Source organism: Segeticoccus sp., assembly GCF_035708005.1.
The window spans coordinates 1-19,576 of the sequence record NZ_DASSTI010000144.1 but is presented as its reverse complement, the minus strand read 5'-3'; the positions used below and the strand labels follow the sequence as shown (position 1 = coordinate 19,576).

At 72.4% G+C, this 19,576-nt stretch carries 16 protein-coding genes and 1 pseudogene; 2 read left to right on the top strand and 15 right to left on the bottom strand.

All coding sequences use genetic code 11. The annotated features are described in order from the left end of the window. The 9 genes and pseudogenes from VFL99_RS14150 to VFL99_RS14110 all read right to left on the bottom strand — a co-directional run. Positions 1-194, bottom strand: a pseudogene (locus VFL99_RS14150) (hypothetical protein); the annotation flags it as partial. 549 nt (positions 195-743) lie between these two features. Continuing rightward, positions 744-1,772 (bottom strand): ketol-acid reductoisomerase, encoded by a 1,029-nt coding sequence (ilvC, locus tag VFL99_RS14145; RefSeq protein WP_325107016.1) that lies wholly within the window; start codon positions 1,770-1,772, stop codon positions 744-746. Between the two features lie 365 nt (positions 1,773-2,137). Further along, positions 2,138-2,650 carry an acetolactate synthase small subunit gene (gene ilvN, locus VFL99_RS14140; protein ID WP_325107015.1) on the bottom strand — a complete coding sequence of 171 codons (513 nt, stop codon included), beginning with the start codon at positions 2,648-2,650 and terminating at the stop codon, positions 2,138-2,140. Next, positions 2,647-4,575, bottom strand: coding sequence for an acetolactate synthase large subunit (locus tag VFL99_RS14135; protein ID WP_325107017.1), 1,929 nt, complete (start codon positions 4,573-4,575; stop codon positions 2,647-2,649). Before VFL99_RS14135 ends, ilvN begins: the two co-directional genes overlap by 4 nt. A gap of 356 nt (positions 4,576-4,931) precedes the next feature. Further along, positions 4,932-6,668, bottom strand: a complete 1,737-nt coding sequence (gene ilvD / locus VFL99_RS14130) for a dihydroxy-acid dehydratase (protein WP_325107014.1) — start codon at positions 6,666-6,668, stop codon at positions 4,932-4,934. A gap of 56 nt (positions 6,669-6,724) precedes the next feature. Then, the gene (locus VFL99_RS14125; RefSeq protein WP_325107013.1) at positions 6,725-8,785 is read right to left on the bottom strand and encodes an acyltransferase family protein; all 2,061 of its coding nucleotides are present in this window, start codon (positions 8,783-8,785) and stop codon (positions 6,725-6,727) included. 124 nt (positions 8,786-8,909) lie between these two features. Continuing rightward, positions 8,910-9,464 (bottom strand): SixA phosphatase family protein, encoded by a 555-nt coding sequence (locus VFL99_RS14120; protein ID WP_325107012.1) that lies wholly within the window; start codon positions 9,462-9,464, stop codon positions 8,910-8,912. Between the two features lie 112 nt (positions 9,465-9,576). Then, complete coding sequence (locus tag VFL99_RS14115) at positions 9,577-11,724, bottom strand: YhgE/Pip domain-containing protein (protein WP_325107011.1); 2,148 nt, start codon at positions 11,722-11,724, stop codon at positions 9,577-9,579. Further along, the gene (locus VFL99_RS14110) at positions 11,721-12,341 is read right to left on the bottom strand and encodes an ATP-binding cassette domain-containing protein (protein ID WP_325107010.1); all 621 of its coding nucleotides are present in this window, start codon (positions 12,339-12,341) and stop codon (positions 11,721-11,723) included. The genes VFL99_RS14115 and VFL99_RS14110 overlap by 4 nt, the downstream gene beginning before the upstream one ends. A gap of 55 nt (positions 12,342-12,396) precedes the next feature. Between VFL99_RS14110 and VFL99_RS14105 the strand changes: the two genes are divergently transcribed. Further along, positions 12,397-13,032 (top strand): TetR/AcrR family transcriptional regulator, encoded by a 636-nt coding sequence (locus VFL99_RS14105; protein WP_325107009.1) that lies wholly within the window; start codon positions 12,397-12,399, stop codon positions 13,030-13,032. A gap of 54 nt (positions 13,033-13,086) precedes the next feature. Here the strand turns inward: VFL99_RS14105 and VFL99_RS14100 are convergent, their stop codons facing one another. The 6 genes from VFL99_RS14100 to gatC form a co-directional block, all read right to left on the bottom strand. Continuing rightward, the gene (locus VFL99_RS14100; protein ID WP_325107008.1) at positions 13,087-13,401 is read right to left on the bottom strand and encodes a ubiquitin-like small modifier protein 1; all 315 of its coding nucleotides are present in this window, start codon (positions 13,399-13,401) and stop codon (positions 13,087-13,089) included. Then, positions 13,398-14,480: a WD40/YVTN/BNR-like repeat-containing protein gene (locus VFL99_RS14095; protein WP_325107007.1), complete on the bottom strand. Its 1,083-nt coding sequence runs from the start codon at positions 14,478-14,480 to the stop codon at positions 13,398-13,400. The genes VFL99_RS14100 and VFL99_RS14095 overlap by 4 nt, the downstream gene beginning before the upstream one ends. Positions 14,481-14,659: 179 nt before the next feature. Then, positions 14,660-15,586 (bottom strand): 2-hydroxyacid dehydrogenase, encoded by a 927-nt coding sequence (locus tag VFL99_RS14090; RefSeq protein ID WP_325107006.1) that lies wholly within the window; start codon positions 15,584-15,586, stop codon positions 14,660-14,662. Continuing rightward, on the bottom strand, positions 15,586-17,142 hold the full coding sequence (gene gatB / locus VFL99_RS14085) for an Asp-tRNA(Asn)/Glu-tRNA(Gln) amidotransferase subunit GatB (RefSeq protein WP_325107005.1): 1,557 nt from the start codon (positions 17,140-17,142) through the stop codon (positions 15,586-15,588). The genes VFL99_RS14090 and gatB overlap by 1 nt, the downstream gene beginning before the upstream one ends. Beyond that, positions 17,142-18,698: an Asp-tRNA(Asn)/Glu-tRNA(Gln) amidotransferase subunit GatA gene (gatA, locus tag VFL99_RS14080; RefSeq protein WP_325107004.1), complete on the bottom strand. Its 1,557-nt coding sequence runs from the start codon at positions 18,696-18,698 to the stop codon at positions 17,142-17,144. The genes gatB and gatA overlap by 1 nt, the downstream gene beginning before the upstream one ends. Beyond that, the gene (gene gatC, locus VFL99_RS14075) at positions 18,695-19,012 is read right to left on the bottom strand and encodes an Asp-tRNA(Asn)/Glu-tRNA(Gln) amidotransferase subunit GatC (RefSeq protein ID WP_325107003.1); all 318 of its coding nucleotides are present in this window, start codon (positions 19,010-19,012) and stop codon (positions 18,695-18,697) included. The genes gatA and gatC overlap by 4 nt, the downstream gene beginning before the upstream one ends. Positions 19,013-19,171: 159 nt before the next feature. On the opposite strand from gatC, the gene VFL99_RS14070 reads away from it, so the two are divergent. Next, positions 19,172-19,576: ACT domain-containing protein (locus VFL99_RS14070; RefSeq protein WP_325107002.1), on the top strand; the 405-nt coding region annotated here is incomplete at its 3' end.

Sequence of the window (19,576 nt, the reverse complement as noted above, 5' to 3'; positions counted from 1 at the left end):
CGGCGGGCGCCGAGGTCGTACTCGGTGGTCGTGACCTTCGGGCCGCCGTTGGTGACGGCGGAGAGCACCTTCAGGCCCTCGGCGACGACCTCCGGGCCGATGCCGTCGCCGCCGATGACGGCGAGGTCGATCGTGTCACGGGGCGTGGGCGTCGTCGGGGTGCCGGCTGCGGGCGCGCCTGCTGCGGTGCTCATACGCGCGAGCGTAGGTCGCGCGCCCACACTGCGGGATGCCGGTCTCAGATCCCGGACCGACCCACCTGGCTTGTTGCTGACGTTCCGCGGTTGTCGAGAGCGCGGGGCGTTCAGCAACAGTGGGGTGAGCGGAGGACAGCGAAGCGGCCCGCCCGGGACAAGGCCGGGCGGGCCGCTTCGGTGCGTCTGGGTGGTCAGTCGCGCAGGTCCATCGACTCCTGCAACGCCCGACGGGCCTCTTGCTGCTCTTCGCTCATGGTGCTCAGTCCTTCGTCCTGCCGGGGCCGTCGCAACAGCCCGGCGTGCATGCTGCCAGTGGGGGTTTCCAGGACCGCTCGAGTTCGTGCCTGGCGGTCCGGTCAGCGGGGTACGCGGGATCTCCGCGACGGGGTGCTGACCTAGGAAAGCCCGTCGCGGCGCCGAAGGATGAGGCACTGCCGCGTCACGGGATTCAGGGTACGGGTTGAGGTCCGGCTCCCGGAACCAGAATCTCAGATCATGAGACGGATCGCGTCCGTGATCTGACCCTCCGGCCCCACCCTCGAGGGGTCAGCGGGCGGCGCTGCCCTCGGTGTAGTCCGCGTCGGTGGGCTTGATCCAGCTCATCAGCCCGCGCAGCTCGCGCCCGGTCTTCTCGATCGGGTGGCCGGCGGCCTTCTCGCGCAGCGCCTGGAACTCCGGCGCGCCGGCGTCCTGGTCGTCGATGAACCGCTGGGCGAAGGAGCCGTTGCGGATGTCCTCGAGGACCGCCTTCATGTTCTCCTTCACGTGCGGGTCGATGACGCGCGGGCCGGAGACGTAGTCGCCGTACTCCGCGGTGTCCGAGATCGACCAGCGCTGCTTGCTGATGCCGCCCTCGTACATGAGGTCCACGATCAGCTTGAGCTCGTGCAGGCACTCGAAGTAGGCGATCTCCGGCTGGTAGCCGGCCTCGGTGAGCACCTCGAAGCCGTACTGCACCAGCTGCGACGCACCACCGCAGAGCACCGACTGCTCACCGAACAGGTCGGTCTCGGTCTCCTCGGTGAAGGTGGTCCCGATGCCGCCGGCGCGCAGGCCGCCGATGCCCTTGGCGTAGGACTTGGCGAGGTCCCAGGCCTTGCCGCTCTCGTCCTTCTCGACGGCGAGGAGCACGGGAACCCCACGGCCGTCGACGAACTCGCGGCGCACGAGGTGACCGGGGCCCTTCGGCGCGACCATGAAGACGTCGACGCCCGCCGGCGGCTCGATGTAGCCGAAGCGGATGTTGAACCCGTGCCCGAAGACGAGCGCGTCGCCCTCGTTCAAGTGCGGGGCGACCGAGTCGGCATACAGCTTCCGCTGCACGTGGTCCGGCGCGAGGATGACGATGACGTCCGCCTCCTGCACGGCCTGCGCGGGGGTGACGACCTTCAACCCCTCTGCCTCGGCCTTGGGCCGCGACTTCGATCCCTCCAGCAGGCCGACGCGGACGTCCACGCCCGAGTCGCGCAGGTTGAGGGCGTGCGCGTGCCCCTGGCTGCCGTACCCCAGGACGGCCACGCGCCGCCCCTGGATCACCGACAGGTCAGCGTCGTCGTCATAGAACATCTCGGCCACGTCGGCCACTCCTTTGCTCGTTGCTCTGCTTCTCGTTGGTTTCGCAGGTTCCTGGCCGCACCACAGGGGGTGAGTCGAACCCACGGTATGCCGAGTGCGCACCGGCCGTGCGCCCGCTCCACGGTGCGGACGCCCCGCGGTGCCGGCACCCCGCGGTGCCGGCACCCCCGGGGGGGAGCCCCCACGTGCGGATCTCGGGACTCACCCGCGCATCTCGGGACTCTCCGGGCCGCAATCTCCCGAGATCGGCGGGAGTCTCCCTAGATTGGCGGGAGAGTCCCGAGATCGGCGGGGGTCTCCCTAGATTGGCGGGTAGAGTCCCGAGATCGGCGGGAGAGTCCCGAGATCGGCGAGAGGGGCGGGGGTCAGGCGGATCTCAGGCTGCGGTCGGTGATGGAGCGCGAGCCCCGGCCGACCGCGACCATGCCGGACTGCACCAGCTCGCGGACGCCGAACGGCTCGAGCACCTCGAGGAAAGCGTCCAGCTTGTCACTGGTGCCGGTGGCCTCGACCACGAGGCTGTCCGGCGCGACGTCCACGACGTGGGCGCGGAACATCTCGACCAGCTCCAGGACGTGCGAGCGGGCCTGCACGTCCGCGCGGACCTTGACGAGGATCAGCTCGCGCTGCACCGAGGCGTCTGCCTCGAGCTCGACGACCTTGAGCACCTCGACCAGCTTGTTCAGCTGCTTGGTGACCTGCTCCAGGGGCAGCTCCTCGACGTCGACCACGACCGTCATCCGTGAGATCTCCTCGTACTCGGTCGGGCCGACGGCGAGGGAGTCGATGTTGAAGCCGCGCCGGGAGAACAGTCCGGCGATGCGGGCCAGGACGCCCGGCTTGTTCTCCACCAGCACCGACAGTGTGTGCTTGCTCATTCGGCTGCCTCCTCCTCGGAGCGGTCCCACACCGGGGTCATCGCTCGCGCCACGGTGATCTGGTCGTTGCTGACACCGGCGGGCACCATCGGCCACACCATGGCGTCGCGATGGACGACGAAGTCGATCACGACCGGGGCGTCGTTGATCTCCAACGCCTTCTGGATCGTGGCGTCCACGTCCTCCGGGCGCTCACACCGCAACCCGACGCAGCCGTAGGCCTCGGCCAGCTTGACGAAGTCGGGCACGCGCCCGCCGTGGCTGGTGTGCAGGTCGGTGTTGGAGTAGCGCTCGTTGTAGAACAGCGTCTGCCACTGGCGCACCATGCCCAGGCTGGAGTTGTTGATCACCGCCACCTTGATCGGGATGTCGTTGATGACGCAGGTGGCCAGTTCCTGGTTGGTCATCTGGAAGCAGCCGTCCCCGTCGATCGCCCAGACCACCCGGTCGGGTTCGGCGGCCTTGGCACCCATGGCGGCGGGCACGGCATACCCCATCGTGCCGAGGCCACCGGAGTTGAGCCAGCTGTTCGGCCGCTCGTACTGGACGAACTGGGCCGCCCACATCTGGTGCTGGCCGACGCCGGAGACGAACGTCGCGTCGGGTCCGGACAGCGCGCCGATCCGCTCGATCACGTGCTGCGGTGCCACCGTGCCGCCCTCCGGGGCGGTGTAGCCGACCGGGTAGGTCGCCTTCCACTCCAGCACCTGCTGACGCCAGGCGTCGTAGTCGCCGGTGGTGCGGGTCGAGCCCTCGCCGGAGGGCGCCGGCTGGGAGCCGTCCTGACCCTCGCGCAACGCCTCGAACAGCTCGACGATCACGGCCTTGGCGTCGCCCACGATCGGCACGTCGGCCACCCGGTTCTTGGAGATCTCCGCCGGGTCGATGTCGGCGTGGATCACCTTGGCGTGCGGGGCGAACGTCGACAGCTGCCCCGTCACCCGGTCGTCGAAGCGGGTGCCGAGGGCGATGAGCAGGTCCGCCTTCTGCAGCGCGGTGACGGCGGCGACGGCTCCGTGCATCCCGGGCATGCCGAGGTGCAGCGGGTGGCTGTCCGGCACCGCACCGCGTGCCATCAGCGTGGTGACCAGCGGGATCTGGGTGAGCTCGACCAGCTCGCGCAGCTGTTCACTCGCCTCGGCGCGGATGACTCCGCCGCCGACGTAGAAGACCGGGCGCCGGGCCTCGCGGATGAGCTGGGCGGCGGCGCGAATCTGCTTGGCGTGCGGGCGAGTTCCGGGGTGGTAGCCGGGCAGCGCCACCTTGGGCGGCCACGCAAAGGTGGTCTTGGCCTGCAGCGCGTCCTTGCTGATGTCCACCAGGACCGGCCCCGGCCGCCCGGTCGAGGCGACGTGGAACGCCTCGGCGATGACGCGCGGGATGTCCTCCGCCTTGGTCACGAGGTAGTTGTGCTTGGTGACCGGCATGGTGATCCCCCGGATGTCGGCCTCCTGGAAGGCGTCGGTGCCGATCGCCTTCGACGAGACCTGCCCGGTGATCGCCACGACGGGGACCGAGTCCATGTAGGCGTCGGCGAGCGGCGTCACCAGATTCGTCGCACCGGGGCCGCTGGTGGCCATGCAGACCCCGACCCGGCCGGTCGCCGACGCGTAGCCCTCGGCGGCGTGTCCGGCACCCTGCTCGTGGCGGACGAGGACGTGCCGGACCTTCTCGGAGTCGAGCAGCGGGTCGTAGGCCGGCAGGATCGCACCACCGGGGATGCCGAAGACGGTGTCGACGCCGACGGCCTCGAGCGAGCGCACGAGGCTCTGGGCCCCGGTGAGCTGCTCGGGCTCGGGGAGCGCCTCACGGGGCTCGCCGCCGGCCGCCGCCGGGCGCCGCGCCGCGCGGGCGACCTCGGCCGGCGAGGGCACGGGTTCGCGGTGCGCGCCGCCGTGCGGAGGGGTTGTGGACTGCTCTGTCACTGTCGTCACCGTTCTTCGTCTGCTGATCCGTCCCGCCCGCACTCACCTCCGTGCCTCGGGTTCGGCTGAGTTCCGCTGGCGCCCAGCCGGGCCCGGGTACGAAAAAGCCCCTCGTCCGGACGGACACGAGGGGCAGCGCGCTGACTGAAGGCTGAGTCGGCGCGCTAGGTGAGTACGAGAATTCGGGCCACGCCCAAAGAGTCCTCCCGGGGCACCCGAGGTGTCAATCCAGCGGTTGGCTCGTCTCGGCATACGGACCCACGTCTCACGTCTTGTCCCGCACCTCGCCTTGTTGCTGGCGATCGGCGACTCGGGAGTCGCCGATCACCAGCAACAAGCGGTATGCCGTGCGCCGCTCAGTCGCCGTCCAGCACCGCGCCGCGGGAGGCGCTGCCGACGAGCTTGCGGTACTTGGCGAGCACCCCGCGCTGGTAGCGCGACTCGGGGTGCGTGACCCCGGCGGCGCGACGGCGCTCGAGCTCGTCGTCGTCCACGAGCAGGTCGAGCCGCCCTTCGGCGACGTCGAGCCGGATCGGGTCGCCGTCGTGGACGAACGCGATCGGCCCGTTGTCCATGGCCTCGGGCGCGACGTGCCCGACGCACAGGCCGGTGGTGCCGCCCGAGAAGCGGCCGTCGGTGAGCAGCAGCACGTCCTTGCCCAGGCCCGCGCCCTTGATGGCACCGGTGACGGCGAGCATCTCGCGCATGCCCGGGCCACCCTTGGGACCCTCGTAGCGGATCACCACGACGTCGCCTGCCGTGAGCGACCCGCCCTCGACCGCGTCCATGGCGGCGCGCTCGCCGTCGAAGACCCGCGCGGTGCCCTCGAACACGCTCTCGTCGAAGCCCGCCGACTTCACCACGGCGCCCTCGGGCGCGAGCGAGCCGGTGAGGATGGTCAGGCCACCGGTGGAATGGATCGGGCGGGACATCTCGCGGATGACGCTGCCGTCGATGTGCGGCGGGTTCAGCTCCTCGAGGTTCTCCGCCATGGTCTTGCCGGTGACGGTCAGGCAGTCCCCGTCGAACAGGCCGGCCTCGAGCAGGGTCTTCATCACCACGGGGATCCCGCCGATGTGGTCGATGTCCTTCATGACGAACTGCCCGAACGGCTTGACGTCGGCCAGGTGGGGGATCTTCTTGCCGATGCGCTGGAAGTCGCCGATGGTCAGGTCGACCTCGGCCTCCTGCGCCATCGCCAGGAGGTGCAGCACGGCGTTGGTCGAGCCACCGAAGGCCATGACGACGGCGATGGCGTTCTCGAACGCCGGCTTGGTCATGATCTGTCGGGCCGTGATGCCCTGGCGCAGCAGCCCCACGACCGCCTCCCCCGACTTGCGGGCGAAGGCGTCGCGGCGCCGGTCGGTGGCCGGCGGGGCGGCCGAGCCCGGAACGGACATGCCGATCGCCTCGGCGACCGCGGCCATCGTGTTGGCGGTGTAGAACCCGCCGCAGGCGCCCTCCCCCGGGCAGATCGCGCGCTCGATCGCGTCCACGTCCTCGCGCGACATCCGCCCGGCCGCGCAGGCGCCCACCGCCTCGAACGCGTCGATGATCGTGACCTCCTTCTCCGACCCGTCGGAGAGCTTGGCGATGCCGGGGAGGATCGTGCCGGCATACAGGAAGACCGAGGCGAGGTCGAGCCGCGCCGCGGCCATCAGCATGCCGGGCAGGGACTTGTCGCACCCCGCGAGCAGCACCGAGCCGTCGAGCCGCTCGGCCTGCATGACCGTCTCCACGGAATCGGCGATGATCTCGCGGCTCACCAGCGAGAAGTGCATGCCCTCGTGGCCCATGGAGATGCCGTCGGAGACCGAGATGGTGCCGAACTCCAAGGGATAGCCGCCAGCAGCGAACACACCGTCCTTGACGGCCCCGGCGAGCCGCTCCAGGGACAGGTTGCAGGGGGTGATCTCGTTCCACGAACTGGCCACGCCGATCTGTGGTTTGGCGAAGTCGTCGTCGCCGAGCCCGACGGCGCGGAGCATCCCCCGCGCGGCCGTCTTCTCGAGGCCGTCGGTGACGTCCCGGCTGCGCGGCTTGATGTCGGGCTGGGTCGAGGCTGCAGGGGTGTTCGTGGACGGCTGAGACATGCCCGTGAGTGTATGCCGGTGTGTCCGTCACGTGGGACGGGTGTCCCAGCGATCGGTCACCCCTTCTGGGCGGCCTGGAGCCGGTGCGAGAGCTGGTGCAGCGCCCGGCTGACGACGTCGGCGTAGAGGTGTGCCCCCTCGATGCCGGGGTGGATCCCGTCGGGCTGCAGCAGCTCAGGGTGCTGGGCGATCGCGTCGTGCCAGTTGGCGACGATGACGTTCGGGTGGTGCGAGGCGATGTCGGCGAGGGCCTCGTTGCCCTCCGGAACCCAGACGCCGTAGAGGTTGACGAGCACGATCATCCGGTCGGGTCCGAGCGCCTTGATGACGTCGCCCACCAGGCCCTTGTCCTGCACGCCGGCGTTGGTGCCGAAGTCGAGCACCACCGCGCGCCGCACCGTCCCCTGCGCCAGCCGACTCTGCACGGCCTGCTGGCCGTCGGGCCACTGCCGGTTGGACTTGGCGTCCATCATGATCCCCGGGAACTTCACCAGCAGAGCGTCGGCGCTGCAGACCACCAGGGAGTCACCGAAGACGGTGATCTCCTTGCCGGTCGGCATGGAGAAGTCGGCGGTCCGGCTGACGGCTCCCGTGCCCTTGGCAGCGCCGCTCTTGGAGTCCGAGCTGTTGCTGCGGTGTGGCGCCGGGCCCGTGCCGGCACCGTCCGCCGGCCCACCGTCCTGCGGCTTGCCGGCGCTGCCCCGGCCCGTCGCCGCGTGGGCTGCTGCCCCCTTCGCGTCGCCGCGCGCGGCGCCGGACGAGGCCCGGTCGCCCGCACCGGCACCGGGTCCGCCCTTGCCACCGCTCCCGCTCCCGCTCCCGTGGACCGTGGCAGAGACCGACTCGTTGGCCAGCGCGGCGTTGGCCTCGAGCTGCTGCTGCACCTGGCTCTTGTCCGGCGCGGTCGTGATGGCGATCGCGGTGACCAGGACGGCGGTGACGATCACCCCGCCGGTCAGCCGAGGCACCCGGCTGACCTCCCACGGCTGGGCGACCCAGCGCCCGAACGCCCCGAGCGCTCCCCGGAAGCCGAGACGGCGCACCGGCACCTCCAGCCAGCGGTATGACGCCCACGACAGCACCAGCGTCAGGGCCACTGCCAGCCCCCGGCCGGTCCAGCTCATCGCCGAGTCGGCCGTGGTCGCCGGCAGCGCGGCGGTGACGACGAGGATCATCGGCCAGTGCCACAGGTAGATGCCGTAGGAGCGCTGCCCGACCCACACCAGCGGGGGCAGGTCGAGTGCCCTGCGCAGGAGGCTGTCCGGGCCGAGCAGGGCGGCGATGAGGCCGGCGGTGAGCAGGCTGGCCAGCAGGATCCCGCCGCGGAAGGTGAATCCGGACGGCTGGTCCAGCACCCGCATGAGCGCGAGGAGGCCGACGAGCGAGACGGCGGCGACCGGCATACGGACGCGCTGCCAGCGGCGGGACTCCAGGGGCCGCTCGGGGGCCGCCCACGTGAAGGCCAGCGCTGCCCCGATCATCAGGCCGAACAGGTGGGTGTCGGTGCCGTAGTAGACGCGGGTCGCGTCACCGCCGACCTGGAAGATCACCGCCATCGCCAGCGCCGACGCGGCGGCCAGCAGCAGCGCGATCCGCACCCGCACGGCGGTGGACCGGGCCAGCGCGAGGATCAGGGCGAGCGCCAGCGGCCAGAACAGGTAGAACTGCTCCTCCACCGCGAGCGACCAGAAGTTCATGAACAGCAGCGGCGAGGTGTGCGCGAAGTAGCTGGACCCGGCCGCGATCTCGACCCAGTTGTTGCTGAAGGTCAGCGCGCCCACCGTCTGCCTCGCGATGTGCACCAGCAGGTCGTCGCCGACGGCGAAGCCGAGGACGATGCTGCAGACCACGACCAGCACCAGGGCCGGCAGCAGCCGGCGCGCCCGGCGCAGCCAGAAGTGCGGCAGGTCGAGCCGTCCGCGGTCGCGCAACTCGCGCAGGAGCAGCGTCGTGATGAGGAACCCGCTCACCACGAAGAAGACGTCGACCCCGAGGTAGCCGCCGGGCAGCGAGTCGGACCGCAGGTGGTAGACCAGCACACCGAGGATCGCGAGGGCGCGGAGCCCGTCCAGCCCATGGATCGTTCCTCGGCGGTGGTCCACGGCCTCGTGCGTCATGTGTGCCTCCCCTGCCACTGTGACGCCACGAGCGTAGGGAACGGTTGGACGTACGTGCGGGAGGCGCGCCACCGGATCGCGAGGCCGAGACCGGCCCGCGGGCACCCAGCGCCCCGGCACGCCGTCAGCCGCGCGGGACGACGAACTCCTGCAGGTGGGCGGAGTGCGGCTGGAGCTTCTCCCACGGCCCGTCGCAGCGCAGCACCGCGAGGCCGGCGGTCGGCCAGCCCTCCTCGAGGACGTCGACGCCGGAGCTCTCGGCCTCCTCGTCGGTCATCAGCAGCCCGGCCAGCCACGGCACGCCGGGCGAGTGGCCGACGATGACCGCCGTGCTGCAGTCCTCGGGCAGCTCGTGCACCACGTCGAGCAGCGCCTCGGGGCTGGCGTTGTAGACGGTCCGGTCGTACCAGACGTCCCCGGCCTCCGCCCCGCCGGCGACGGCCGCCTCCCAGGTTTGCTTGGTGCGCAGCGCCGTCGAGCAGACCACCACGTCGATCGGCGGGACGTGCCCGTCCGCGGTCGCCTCGACGATCCACTCGCCGACCGCCTCGGCGTCGCGCATCCCGCGGTCGGCGAGCTCGCGCTCGGCATCCGCCTTGTCCCGGCCCTTCTCCGCCTTGGCGTGCCGCAACAGGATCAGGGTCCGGTCGGAGGTGTCGCTGTTCTCGCTCAGGCTCATGCTGGCGCTCCTCGGCGCTTGGTGGGGTGTCTCCCCGGGCTGCGGCTCCGCTCAACAGAATGCTCACGCCGGCGACCCGCGGCAACCCATCCCCTGCAGCTGCCGGGGTCGGTCAGAGCACCAGCTCCGGGCGGATCCGTGCGGCGGTCCAGATCCGGGCGCGCGCGCAGGCCGCAGTGGCGCCGAGCAGCCCGACCGCGAGGTAGGCCAGCAGCACGCCCACGTCGAGCCCCACCGAGGTGAGGGATCCGCCGTACATCAGGTGCCGGACCCCGTCGATGGCATAGCTCATCGGCAGGACGTGGTGCAGCACCCGCAGTGGGCCGGGCAGCGTCTGCCACGGGAAGGTGCCGCCGGCGCTGACCAGCTGCAGCACCAGGAGGACCAGCCCGAGGAACTTCCCGACGGCGCCCAGCCGGGCGACCAGCAGCTGCACCAGCGCCACGAAGGTCACCGACGTCAGGAAGAGCAGCCCGATCGTCGCCCCGGCGTGGGCGACCGGCAGGCGCAGCCACAGGGCCACCACGGCAAAGACCAGCAGCGCCTGCCCCATCCCGACCAGTGCCGGCGGCAGCCACCCACCGAGCGCCACCCGCCACGCGGGCTGACCAGCCGCGAGCGCGCGGGTCGAGTAGGGCCGCACGAGCAGGAACAGGACGTACGCGCCGATCCAGAGCGCCAGACTCAGGAAGAACGGCGCCAGCCCCGCGCCGTAGGACCCCGCCGACGCCAAGGAGCGGTCGGCCACGCCGACCGGGTGCCCGAGCGTCTGGGCGACCGCGGTGCGCGCCGTGGCGCTGGGGTTCGGGATGCTCTTCAGCCCTTGGGCGAGGGCGTCGTGCAGCTGCGTCGCACCGGCCTCGAGCCGGCCGGCACCGCTCTCCAGTGAGGAGGCGCCCTCGTGCGCCCGCTCGGCGCCGGACTGCAGGTCCTTCGCCCCCGCCTGCAGTCGCTGGGCGCCGGCGAGCGCGGACCGCTGGCCCTCGCGCAGGCTGCGGGCGCCGCTGGCCAGCTGGTCGGCCCCGGCGGCCAGTGAACCGGCGCCCTCGGCCAGCTGCCCCGCCCCCACGTGCGCACGGTGTATGCCGTCCTGCAGCTGCCCGGCCGACGTCGCCAACTGCTCGGTGCCCGAGGCGACCCGGTCCGCGCCTCTCGAGAGCTCGTCCAGCTGGGCGGCGGTCTGTTGGACCTGCCCGTTCGCGTCGCGGACCGGCCCGCTGAGCCGCTGGGTCTCCTGCAGGACGGCCTGCACCTGCTGGTCGGTGAACCCCTGCTGGCGCATCCAGTCGGCGAGGTCGCTGCGGTCGCTCGTGATCCGGGTGACCAGGTCGCCGGAGAGCCGCGCGACCCGGTCGCCGGCGGCGGCCACCGTGCGGTTGCCCTCGGCAACCTGGCGGGCGCCCGCGGCGAGCAGCTGGGCCTTCCCGGGCAGGGCGGCGGTGCGCTCGTCCAGCGTCGCCAAGCCGGAGTCGAGCTGCCGCGCACCGGAGCTCACGGCCCGGGCTCCGGAGGACGCCTGCTCGGCAGCGCTGGTCAGCCGCTCGCTGCCATCGGCGAGCCGGCGCTGACCGTCGACGAGCTGGTCGGCGCCGCCGGCGAGCCGCCCGGCGCCCTCGTCGAGCCGGGAGGTGCCGGCGACGAGGCGGCCGGCTCCGGTCTGCAGCCCGTGTGCCCCGGACGCGAGCTGTTGTGCGCCCTCGGTGGCGCCGGCCACCTTGTCGTGGATGGTCGAGAAGCCGAGCAGCATGGTGTTGGCGGCGGTCTGGGACACCTCCTGGGCCACCGAACGGCTCACCTGGCCGACCAGGGTGTCGGCGATGGTGTGCGCCAGGTAGTTGTTGGCGTCATTGGTCACCAGCTCGAGCATCGCCCGACGCGGCCGGAAGTCCGCGCTCGAGGCGAGGTCAGCGGAGAAGTCCTTGGGCAGGACGAGGGCGAAGTCGTAGCGGTCGTCGGACACTCCCTGCTGCGCCTGGGCGCGGCTGACCCGGTGCCAGTCGAAGGTGGCTGCCCTGGTGAGGTCACCGGCGACCCGCGGCCCGACCTCGAGGTGCTCACCCGTGACCAGGGTCGTGCCCCGGTCCTCGACGACGAGGGCTGCCGGCACCCGGTCGAGGTGGGCGTAGGGGTCCTTGTTGGCGTAGAGGTACAGCCCGCCGTAGAGCGTCGGCACGAGGACGAGCGCGACGATCGCGATCTTCGGGAGCAGGCCCGCGGTGAGTCGGCGCAGCTCGGTGACGGCGAGGCGGATCGCGGTCACGCCGCAACCCCCAGCTGTGCATAGTCGTGCGCCCCGAGCAGCCGGGCGGAGGCGTGGCTGCACTGCACCACGACCGCGAGACCCTGCTCGGCCAGGTCCTGCGCCAGTCGCCACCAGCGGTCCGGACGGCCGCCGAACCGGTCCGGGTGAGCGAGCACCATGAGGTCGACCGTCGCGCGCCGGGCGGCCAGCTCGGTGAGGACACGGGTCCGGGCCTCGGCCGGCACACTCTCCCACCGCGCGCCGGCGAGCCCGTTCAGGCCCTGCGCCTCGAGGACGGCCCGCACGTGCCGCCGCCGGGCCGGCTGGTGGGCGAGTGCGAGCTCCTCGCCCACCACGTCGTGCACGGAGACTCCCGGGTCGGGCGCCGTGACCCCGGGGACGTCGACGAGCGCGGCGTGCCGACGCCGCAGCGCCGGGTCGGCCGACCCGCCGAACGTCACGCGTCCCGCGTCCGGTTCGAGCTGCCCGCCGAGCACCAGGGCGAGGGCCACGTGCGCGTCACCGTGGTCCCCGACCGCGAGGGTCACCGCGCCGGTGCGTGCCGTCAGGGAGGTGGGCAGGAGGAGCGGCGCGTGCGGTCCGTCGACCGCCACGCCCACTGCGTCGATCAGCATCGTTGCCTTCTCTTGATACAGACCTGTATTCGATACAGGAATGTATTATCAGGCCATGCCTTCCGCCAATTCGCAGCCCCGCCCCTCCGGACGCCGGGGGCCCACTCGGCGCCGGGTCGCGACTCGTGAGCGCCTCTTCGCCGCCGCCCAGGAGGTGTTCGCGGAGCGCGGCTTCCACGGCACCAGCGTGGAGGAGATCTGCGAGCGGGCGGGCTTCACCCGCGGGGCGTTCTACTCCAACTTCGGCTCCAAGGAGGACCTCGTCCTCGACCTCGCCGAGCAGCACATGCAGCAGCTCATCGGCCGCGCCCGAGCGCTCGCCGGGCGCGCGGAGCTGTCCGCCGAGCAGGTCCTCGGCGGGGTCCTCGACGTCTGGTCGCAGCGACCCCGCGAGGAGGCGCAGTGGTACCTGATCTCGATGGAGTTCACCCTCCACGCGTTGCGCGATCGGGAAGCCGGGCGCCGCTGGTCGACGCTCCAGCGGCGGTTGCGCACCGAGCTCGCCGAGGTCGTGGAGCGGGTCGCCGCGCAGCACGGCCTGCGGCTGGCCGTCTCCCCCACCGAGTTCGTCCGCCTGGCGCTGGCGCTGCACCAGGGCGCCATGGCCCAGCACCTGCTGGAGCCACGTGCCGTCCCGCGACGCAGCCTCGAACGGCAGCTGCTGCCGCTGGTCCTGCGCCCACGGCCGTGACCGCGCCGTGGGCACCAGCCGCCCACGAGCGTGCCCGCGCGACTCCCGCTCTGCTCAGCCGCCGGCGACCGAGGGCAGCACGTGCACGACGGCGCCCGGCTGCAGCGGCGTGTCCAGCCCGTCACGGGAGCGGATGTCGGCGCCGTCGACGAAGACGTTGACGTGGCGACGCAGCGCCCCGGTCTCGTCGCGCAGCCGCCGGCCGAGCTCGGGGCGGTCGGCGGCCACGGCGTCGAGGCACTGCCGCACCGTCAGCGACCCGCCGCCGAGCGGCACCGTGAGCTCGGCGGCCCCGTCCGCCAGCTCGCGCAGCACTCCCGGCAGCACGACCCGGACGGTGCCGGTCGCGACCGGCCGGGACACGGTCATGGCAGCACCGCGGCCCGCACGCAGAGCACGTCGGGCAGCTGGGAGGCGATGAGCCCGAAGCTCTGCCCCTCGTCGGCCGAGCCGTAGACCTCACCGTTGCGGGTGCCGACGTAGACCCCGGCCGGGTCCGCCTCGTCGACGCAGGCCGCGTCGCGCAGCACGCAGGTGTATGACGGGTGCGGCAGCCCGGTGCTCTGCGTCGCCCACGTGCCCCCACCGTCGGTCGAGTGCTGCAGCTGCAGCTGGTCGCCCGGCGGGATGCGGGCCGCATCGGCGGTCACCGGCACGAGCCAGACCTCGCCACCACGGCGCGGGTGCGCCAGGACCGCGAAGCCGAAGTCGGTCGGCAAGCCGTCAGCAACCGAGATCCAGGAGCTGCCGCCGTCGTCGGTGCGGAAGACGCCGTCGTGGTTCTGGGCGTAGAGGCGACCGGGCGTCTGCGCGTCCCGGACGACCTTGTGCACGCACTGGCCGAACTCGGCATACGGCTCCGGGGAGTGCGGGATGGTGATGCCCTTGTTGGCCGGGGACCACGACTGCCCGGCGTCGGTGGTGCGGTAGACCCCACCCGTGCTCATCGCCACGACCATGCCGGCCGGGTCGCCCGGGTCGGGCAGGACGGTGTGGATGGCGCCGCCACCGAAGCCCTCGCCCCACTCGGTCCGGTGCGGGTGGTCCCACAGGCCCCGGACCAGGCTGAAGGTCTCACCGCCGTCCTCGCTGCGCCACAGGGCGTGCGGCTCGGTGCCTGCCCAGACCACCTGCTCCTCGTGGGGGTCGGGGACCAGCTGCCAGACCCGCGCCAGGGCCGCGCCGGTGTCCTCGGGGAAGCGGATCGCGCCCTCGGCCGGCTCCTGCCAGCTCTGGCCGAGGTCGTCGCTCCACACGAGCGTGGGCCCCCAGTGGGAGGAGGTCATCCCCACCAGGAGCCGGTGCCGGCCGGACCGGGTGTCGAAGGCCAGGCTCGGCACCTCGCGCATCAGCAGGTGCGGTCCCTCGAGCGACCAGTCCGAGCGGTTCTCACTACGCGCGAGCCACAGCCCCTTGCGGGTGCCGATCGCGACCACCGTCTGTGTCATGACAGCAGCCTCCCGCCGTCCACCGACAAGGGCAATGCTCCGTGCTGCCTCTCCGTCACGACCACCTGACCGCTCCTTCCGCCCGCGGGGGATCCGTCAGGAGGTGGACCACCGTCGCAGGCGAAACTCATCGCTCGGCACCGCGAGGGGCGCAGGGCGCTGCGACCGCTGGAGCGTCCTCAGGCGGGGTGCACGACGTGGTGCAGCGGCCCGCCCTGCCCGAAGCGGGTGAGCTGTGCGCGCAACAGCGCCACCGCGCGGGGCCAGAAGGCCGTGGTGAACCCGCCGACGTGCGGGCTGATGAGGACACCCGGGGTGGTCCACGCCGGGTGCTCCGGCGGGAGCGGCTCGGGATCGGTGACGTCGAGGGCCGCCTGCAGCCGCCCGGAGGCGCACGCCCGCAGCAGCGCGTGGGTGTCCACCACCGCGCCGCGGGCGACGTTGACGAGCACGCTGCCGGCCGGCATACGGGCGAGGAAGTCGGCGTCCACCATCCCCTGCGTGCGCTCGGTGAGCGGCACGATGACGATCACCACGTCGTGCCGCGGCAGCAGCTCGGGCAGCTCGTCCACGCCGTGCACCCGGTCGACGAACTCGTCCCCGGCGCGGGCACGGGAGGCGACGGCCGTCATACCCACCTCGAAGCCGACGAGGCGACGCGCCACCGCGCGCCCCACCGATCCGTAGCCGAGGATCAGCACCCGCCGGTCCGCGAGCGAGCGGCGCCCGCCGAGCTCGGCCCACGTGCGCTCCTCCTGGGCGCGCACCATCTGCGGTATGCCGCGCAGGGTCGCCAGGGCGAGCCCCACCGCCAGCTCGGCCGTCGAGGCGTCGTGCACACCGGCTGCGTTGGCGAGCCGGACGCCGGGGGGCACCAGCGGGAGCACGTCCTCGTAGCCGGCCGAGAGCAGCTGCACCGCGCGCAGCCGGGGCAGGCCCTTGAGCGCGACGAGCGGGGACCGGTCGCCCATGTACGGCGGGACGACCAGCTCGATCTCGTCCTCCCGGCCCGAGGGGCTGAGGATGTCCCACGCGATCTGCTCGATGCCCTCGATCGGACCGACCTGCTCGATCCACTCGGTGTCCGGGAGTGAGACGAGTGCCATCAGGAGACGCCGAGCTCGTCGAGGATCAGCTGACGCACCTTGGCAGCGTCGGCCTGGCCCTTCATCTGCTTCATGACCTGACCGATGAGGGCGCCGGCCGCCTGCACCTTGCCGCCGCGGATCTTCTCGACGATGTCCGGGTTCGCCCCGATCACCGCGCGGACGGCGTCGTTCAGCGCGCCGTCGTCGCTGACCAGCTTCAGCCCGCGCGCGTCGGCGACCTCGGTCGGCGCGCCCTCGCCGTCGAGGACGCCGTCGAGCACCTGCCGGGCCATCGAGTCGTTGAGCCGGCCCTCCTGCACCATGGCGTCGAGCTCGGCGACGTGCTGCGGCGTCACGCCGAAGTCATCGACCTCGCGGCCCTCGACGTTGGCGCGGCGGGCGAGCTCGCCGGTCCACCACTTGCGCGCCCCGGCCGGCGTGGCGCCCGCCGCCACGGTCTGCTCGATGAGCTCGGTGGCACCGGCGTTGACGACGTCGCGCATCTCCAGGTCGCTGTAGCCCCACTCCTGCTGCAGCCGCTTGCGGCGCTGCGCCGGCGGCTCGGGCAAAGTCGCGCGCAGCCGGTCGACGTCCTCGCGGGGCGGGGCGACCGGCACGAGGTCCGGCTCGGGGAAGTAGCGGTAGTCGTCGGCGTCGGACTTCGGCCGCCCGGAGGTGGTGATACCGGTGTCCTCGTGCCAGTGGCGGGTCTCCTGCAGGACCGGGTCACCGCGGTCGAGGATCGCCGCGTGGCGGGTGATCTCGTAGCGCACAGCCCGCTCGACCGACCGCAGCGAGTTGACGTTCTTGGTCTCGGTGCGGGTGCCCAGCGGCACGTCGGCCTGGTCCTCCCCGTCGGCGGCGCGCGGGCGCAGCGAGACGTTGGCGTCACAGCGCATCGAGCCCTGTTCCATGCGCACGTCGCTGACGCCGAGGGCCTTGACCAGGTCGCGCAGCGCCGAGACGTAGGCGCGGGCCACCTCCGGCGCCCGCTCCCCCGCTCCGGTGATCGGCTTGGTGACGATCTCGATCAGCGGGATGCCGGCCCGGTTGTAGTCGACGAGGGAGTGGGTCGCACCGTGAATCCGGCCCGTCGCGCCGCCGACGTGCAGCGACTTGCCGGTGTCCTCCTCCATGTGGGCGCGCTCGATCTCGACCCGGAAGGTCTCGGGCCCGTCGGTGCCACCGTCAACCTCCACGTCCAGCCATCCCTCGAAGCAGATCGGCTCGTCGTACTGCGAGGTCTGGAAGTTCTTCGGCATGTCCGGGTAGAAGTAGTTCTTCCGCGCGAACCGGCACCACTCCGCGATCTGGCAGTTGAGGGCCAGGCCGATGCGGATCGCGGACTCGACGGCCGTCCGGTTCACGACCGGCAGGGCGCCGGGCAGGCCCAGGCAGACCGGGCACACCTGGGTGTTCGGCTCGGCGCCGAACCCGGTCGCGCAGCCGCAGAACATCTTGGTCGCCGTGTTGAGCTCGACGTGGACCTCCAGGCCCATCACCGGGTCGAACCGCGCCAGCGCCTCCTCGTAGGACAGGACCGGCTCGGCCACGTGCGGGTTCGCGAGCGTCATCAGCGCACCTCCGCCTTCGTCGCAACGGCTCCAGTGGTGGCGAGCTCCGGCATCCTCGCCCACAGCGGCCCGCCCCAGCGCTCGGTGAGGAGTCGCTCCAGGGCCGAGCCCACGGCATACAGTCGTTCGTCCTTGGTCGCCGGCGCGAGCACCTGCAGGCCGGCCGGCAGCCCGTCCTCGTCAGCGAGGCCACTGGGCAGCGACATCCCGGGGACCCCGGCGAGGTTGGCGGGGATGGTGGCAATGTCGTTGCGGTACATGGCCATCGGGTCCTCGAGCTTCTCGCCGATCTTGAACGCCGTGGTTGGGGCCGTCGGGGAGACGAGCACGTCGGCCTGCTCGAACGCCGCGGCGAAGTCGCGCGCGATCAGGGTGCGCACCTTCTGCGCCTGCCCGTAGTAGGCGTCGTAGTAGCCGCTGGACAGCGCGTAGGTACCGAGGATGATGCGCCGCTTCACCTCGGCGCCGAAGCCCGCCTCGCGGGTGAGCGCCATGACCTCGTCGAGGTCGTGGCTGCCGTCGTCCCCGACCCGCAGGCCGTACCGGACGCCGTCGAAGCGGGCCAGGTTGGACGACGCCTCGCTCGGTGCGATGAGGTAGTAGGCGGGCAGCGCGAGGTCGAAGGCGGGGCAGGAGATCTCGCGCACCTCCGCGCCCAGGCTCTCCAGCAGCGCCACCGCGTCGGCGAACCGGGCGAGCACGCCCTCCTCGTAGCCGTCCCGGTGGCCGTCACCCCCCAGCTCACGGACGACGCCGACGGTCAGCCCGGCCAGGTTGCCGGCGGCGCCGCGGCGGGCGCACTCGGCCAGCGGCGGCAGCGGCGCGTCGATGCTGGTCGAGTCGAGCGGGTCGTGCCCGCCGATCGCCTCGTGCAGGAGCGCCGCGTCGAGCACGGTGCGGGTCATCGGCCCGGCCTGGTCGAGGCTCGAGGAGAAGGCGATCAGGCCGTACCGCGACACCGAGCCGTAGGTGGGCTTGTGCCCGACCAGCCCGGTGACGGCGGCCGGCTGGCGGATCGAGCCGCCGGTGTCCGTGCCGATCGCCCAGGGGGCCAGGAACCCGGCCACCGCAGCCGAGGAGCCGCCCGACGAGCCGCCGGGGACGCGGTCGTGGTCCCACGGGTTGCGGGTGGGCCCGTAGGCGGAGTTCTCGGTGGAGGAGCCCATCGCGAACTCGTCCATGTTGGTCTTGCCGAGCAGCACGGTGCCGGCCGCCTTGAGCCGGGCGGCGAGCGTCGCGTCGTACGGCGGGACCCACCCCTCCAGGATCTTCGAGCCGCTGGTGGTGGGCACGCCCTCGGTGACGACGACGTCCTTGAGCGCCAGCGGCACGCCCGCCAGTGGGCCCACCTCGTCGCCCCGGGCGCGCGCCTGGTCGACGCCCTCGGCGGTGCGCAGCGCGTTCTCGCTGTCGACGTACAGGTAGGCGGCGATCCGGCCGTCCTCGGCGGTGATCCGCTCCAGGTAGGCGCGGGTCACCTCGGCGGCGCTGGCCTCGCCCTTCTCGAGCACGCTCTGCAGCGCGGCGACGTCCAGGGTCGTCAGATCTCCGCTCACGCCTCCTCCCCCAGGATCCGCGGCACCCGGAAGCGGTCTTCCTCGGCCGCGGGCGCCTGCGACAGGACGACGTCGCGCGGCAGGCACGGCCGGTTCGCGTCGGGCCTCGTCACGTTGACCATCGGGACGGCGTGGGTGGTCGGCGGGACCTCCTCGCCGGCGACCTCGCCGACCCGGGCCACCGCGCGCAGCACCACGTCGAGCTGGCCGGCGAACAGGTCGAGTTCCTCGTCGCTCACCGCCAGTCGCGCCAGCCGCGCGAGATGGGCGACCTCCTCGCGGGAGATCCCTTCGGTCCGGGTGGGCGTGCTCACGGCGGTGCGGACTCTCCTTCGACGACGCCGGACGGGTCGGCCTGCGACCCGGCATCCAACCTGGCCACTGTACGTGGGCACGGCCCGGCGCCGGAGGGCCCGCTCGACTCGGACGGCGGCCGTGGGCCAAGCTTCTCCCACCCGATCACCGGAGGCCCCGTGACATACCTCTTGCGGCTGGTGGTGCCGGACCGGCCCGGCATCCTGGGCGCCGTGGCCAGCGCGCTCGGCCAGGCCGGTGTCGACATCGTCTCCGTCGACGTCCTCGAGCGCGGTGGCGGCGTCGCCGTCGACGACATCGTGGTCGAGCTGCCGGCCGGCCGGCTGCCCGACCGCCTGATCACCGCAGCGCAGGCGGTCGAGGGGGTGCAGGTCGAGTCGTTGCGGCCGTTCTCCGGCGCGCTGGAGACCCACCGGGAGCTGGAGCTGCTGGAGTCGCTGGCCCGTGCCGGCCAGGGCACCGCGGTGAAGCTGCTGGCCGCCGAGCTGCCACGGGTATTCCACAGCGGCTGGGCGGCGGTGCTGCACCGCACGGCGGACGGCGTGGAGGTGCCGGCCGCGTCG

Bases quoted from the DNA above. Each gene is read 5' to 3' on its own strand.
- VFL99_RS14100 (WP_325107008.1), bottom strand. From the start codon at position 13,401: ATGACCGTGTCCCGGCCGGTCGCGACCGGCACCGTCCGGGTCGTGCTG.
- VFL99_RS14090 (WP_325107006.1), bottom strand. From the start codon at position 15,586: ATGGCACTCGTCTCACTCCCGGACACCGAGTGGATCGAGCAGGTCGGT.
- gatB (WP_325107005.1), bottom strand. From the start codon at position 17,142: ATGACGCTCGCGAACCCGCACGTGGCCGAGCCGGTCCTGTCCTACGAG.
- VFL99_RS14105 (WP_325107009.1), top strand. From the start codon at position 12,397: ATGCCTTCCGCCAATTCGCAGCCCCGCCCCTCCGGACGCCGGGGGCCC.
- VFL99_RS14120 (WP_325107012.1), bottom strand. From the start codon at position 9,464: ATGAGCCTGAGCGAGAACAGCGACACCTCCGACCGGACCCTGATCCTG.
- VFL99_RS14125 (WP_325107013.1), bottom strand. From the start codon at position 8,785: ATGACGCACGAGGCCGTGGACCACCGCCGAGGAACGATCCATGGGCTG.
- ilvN (WP_325107015.1), bottom strand. From the start codon at position 2,650: ATGAGCAAGCACACACTGTCGGTGCTGGTGGAGAACAAGCCGGGCGTC.
- VFL99_RS14110 (WP_325107010.1), bottom strand. From the start codon at position 12,341: ATGCTGATCGACGCAGTGGGCGTGGCGGTCGACGGACCGCACGCGCCG.
- ilvD (WP_325107014.1), bottom strand. From the start codon at position 6,668: ATGTCTCAGCCGTCCACGAACACCCCTGCAGCCTCGACCCAGCCCGAC.
- VFL99_RS14095 (WP_325107007.1), bottom strand. From the start codon at position 14,480: ATGACACAGACGGTGGTCGCGATCGGCACCCGCAAGGGGCTGTGGCTC.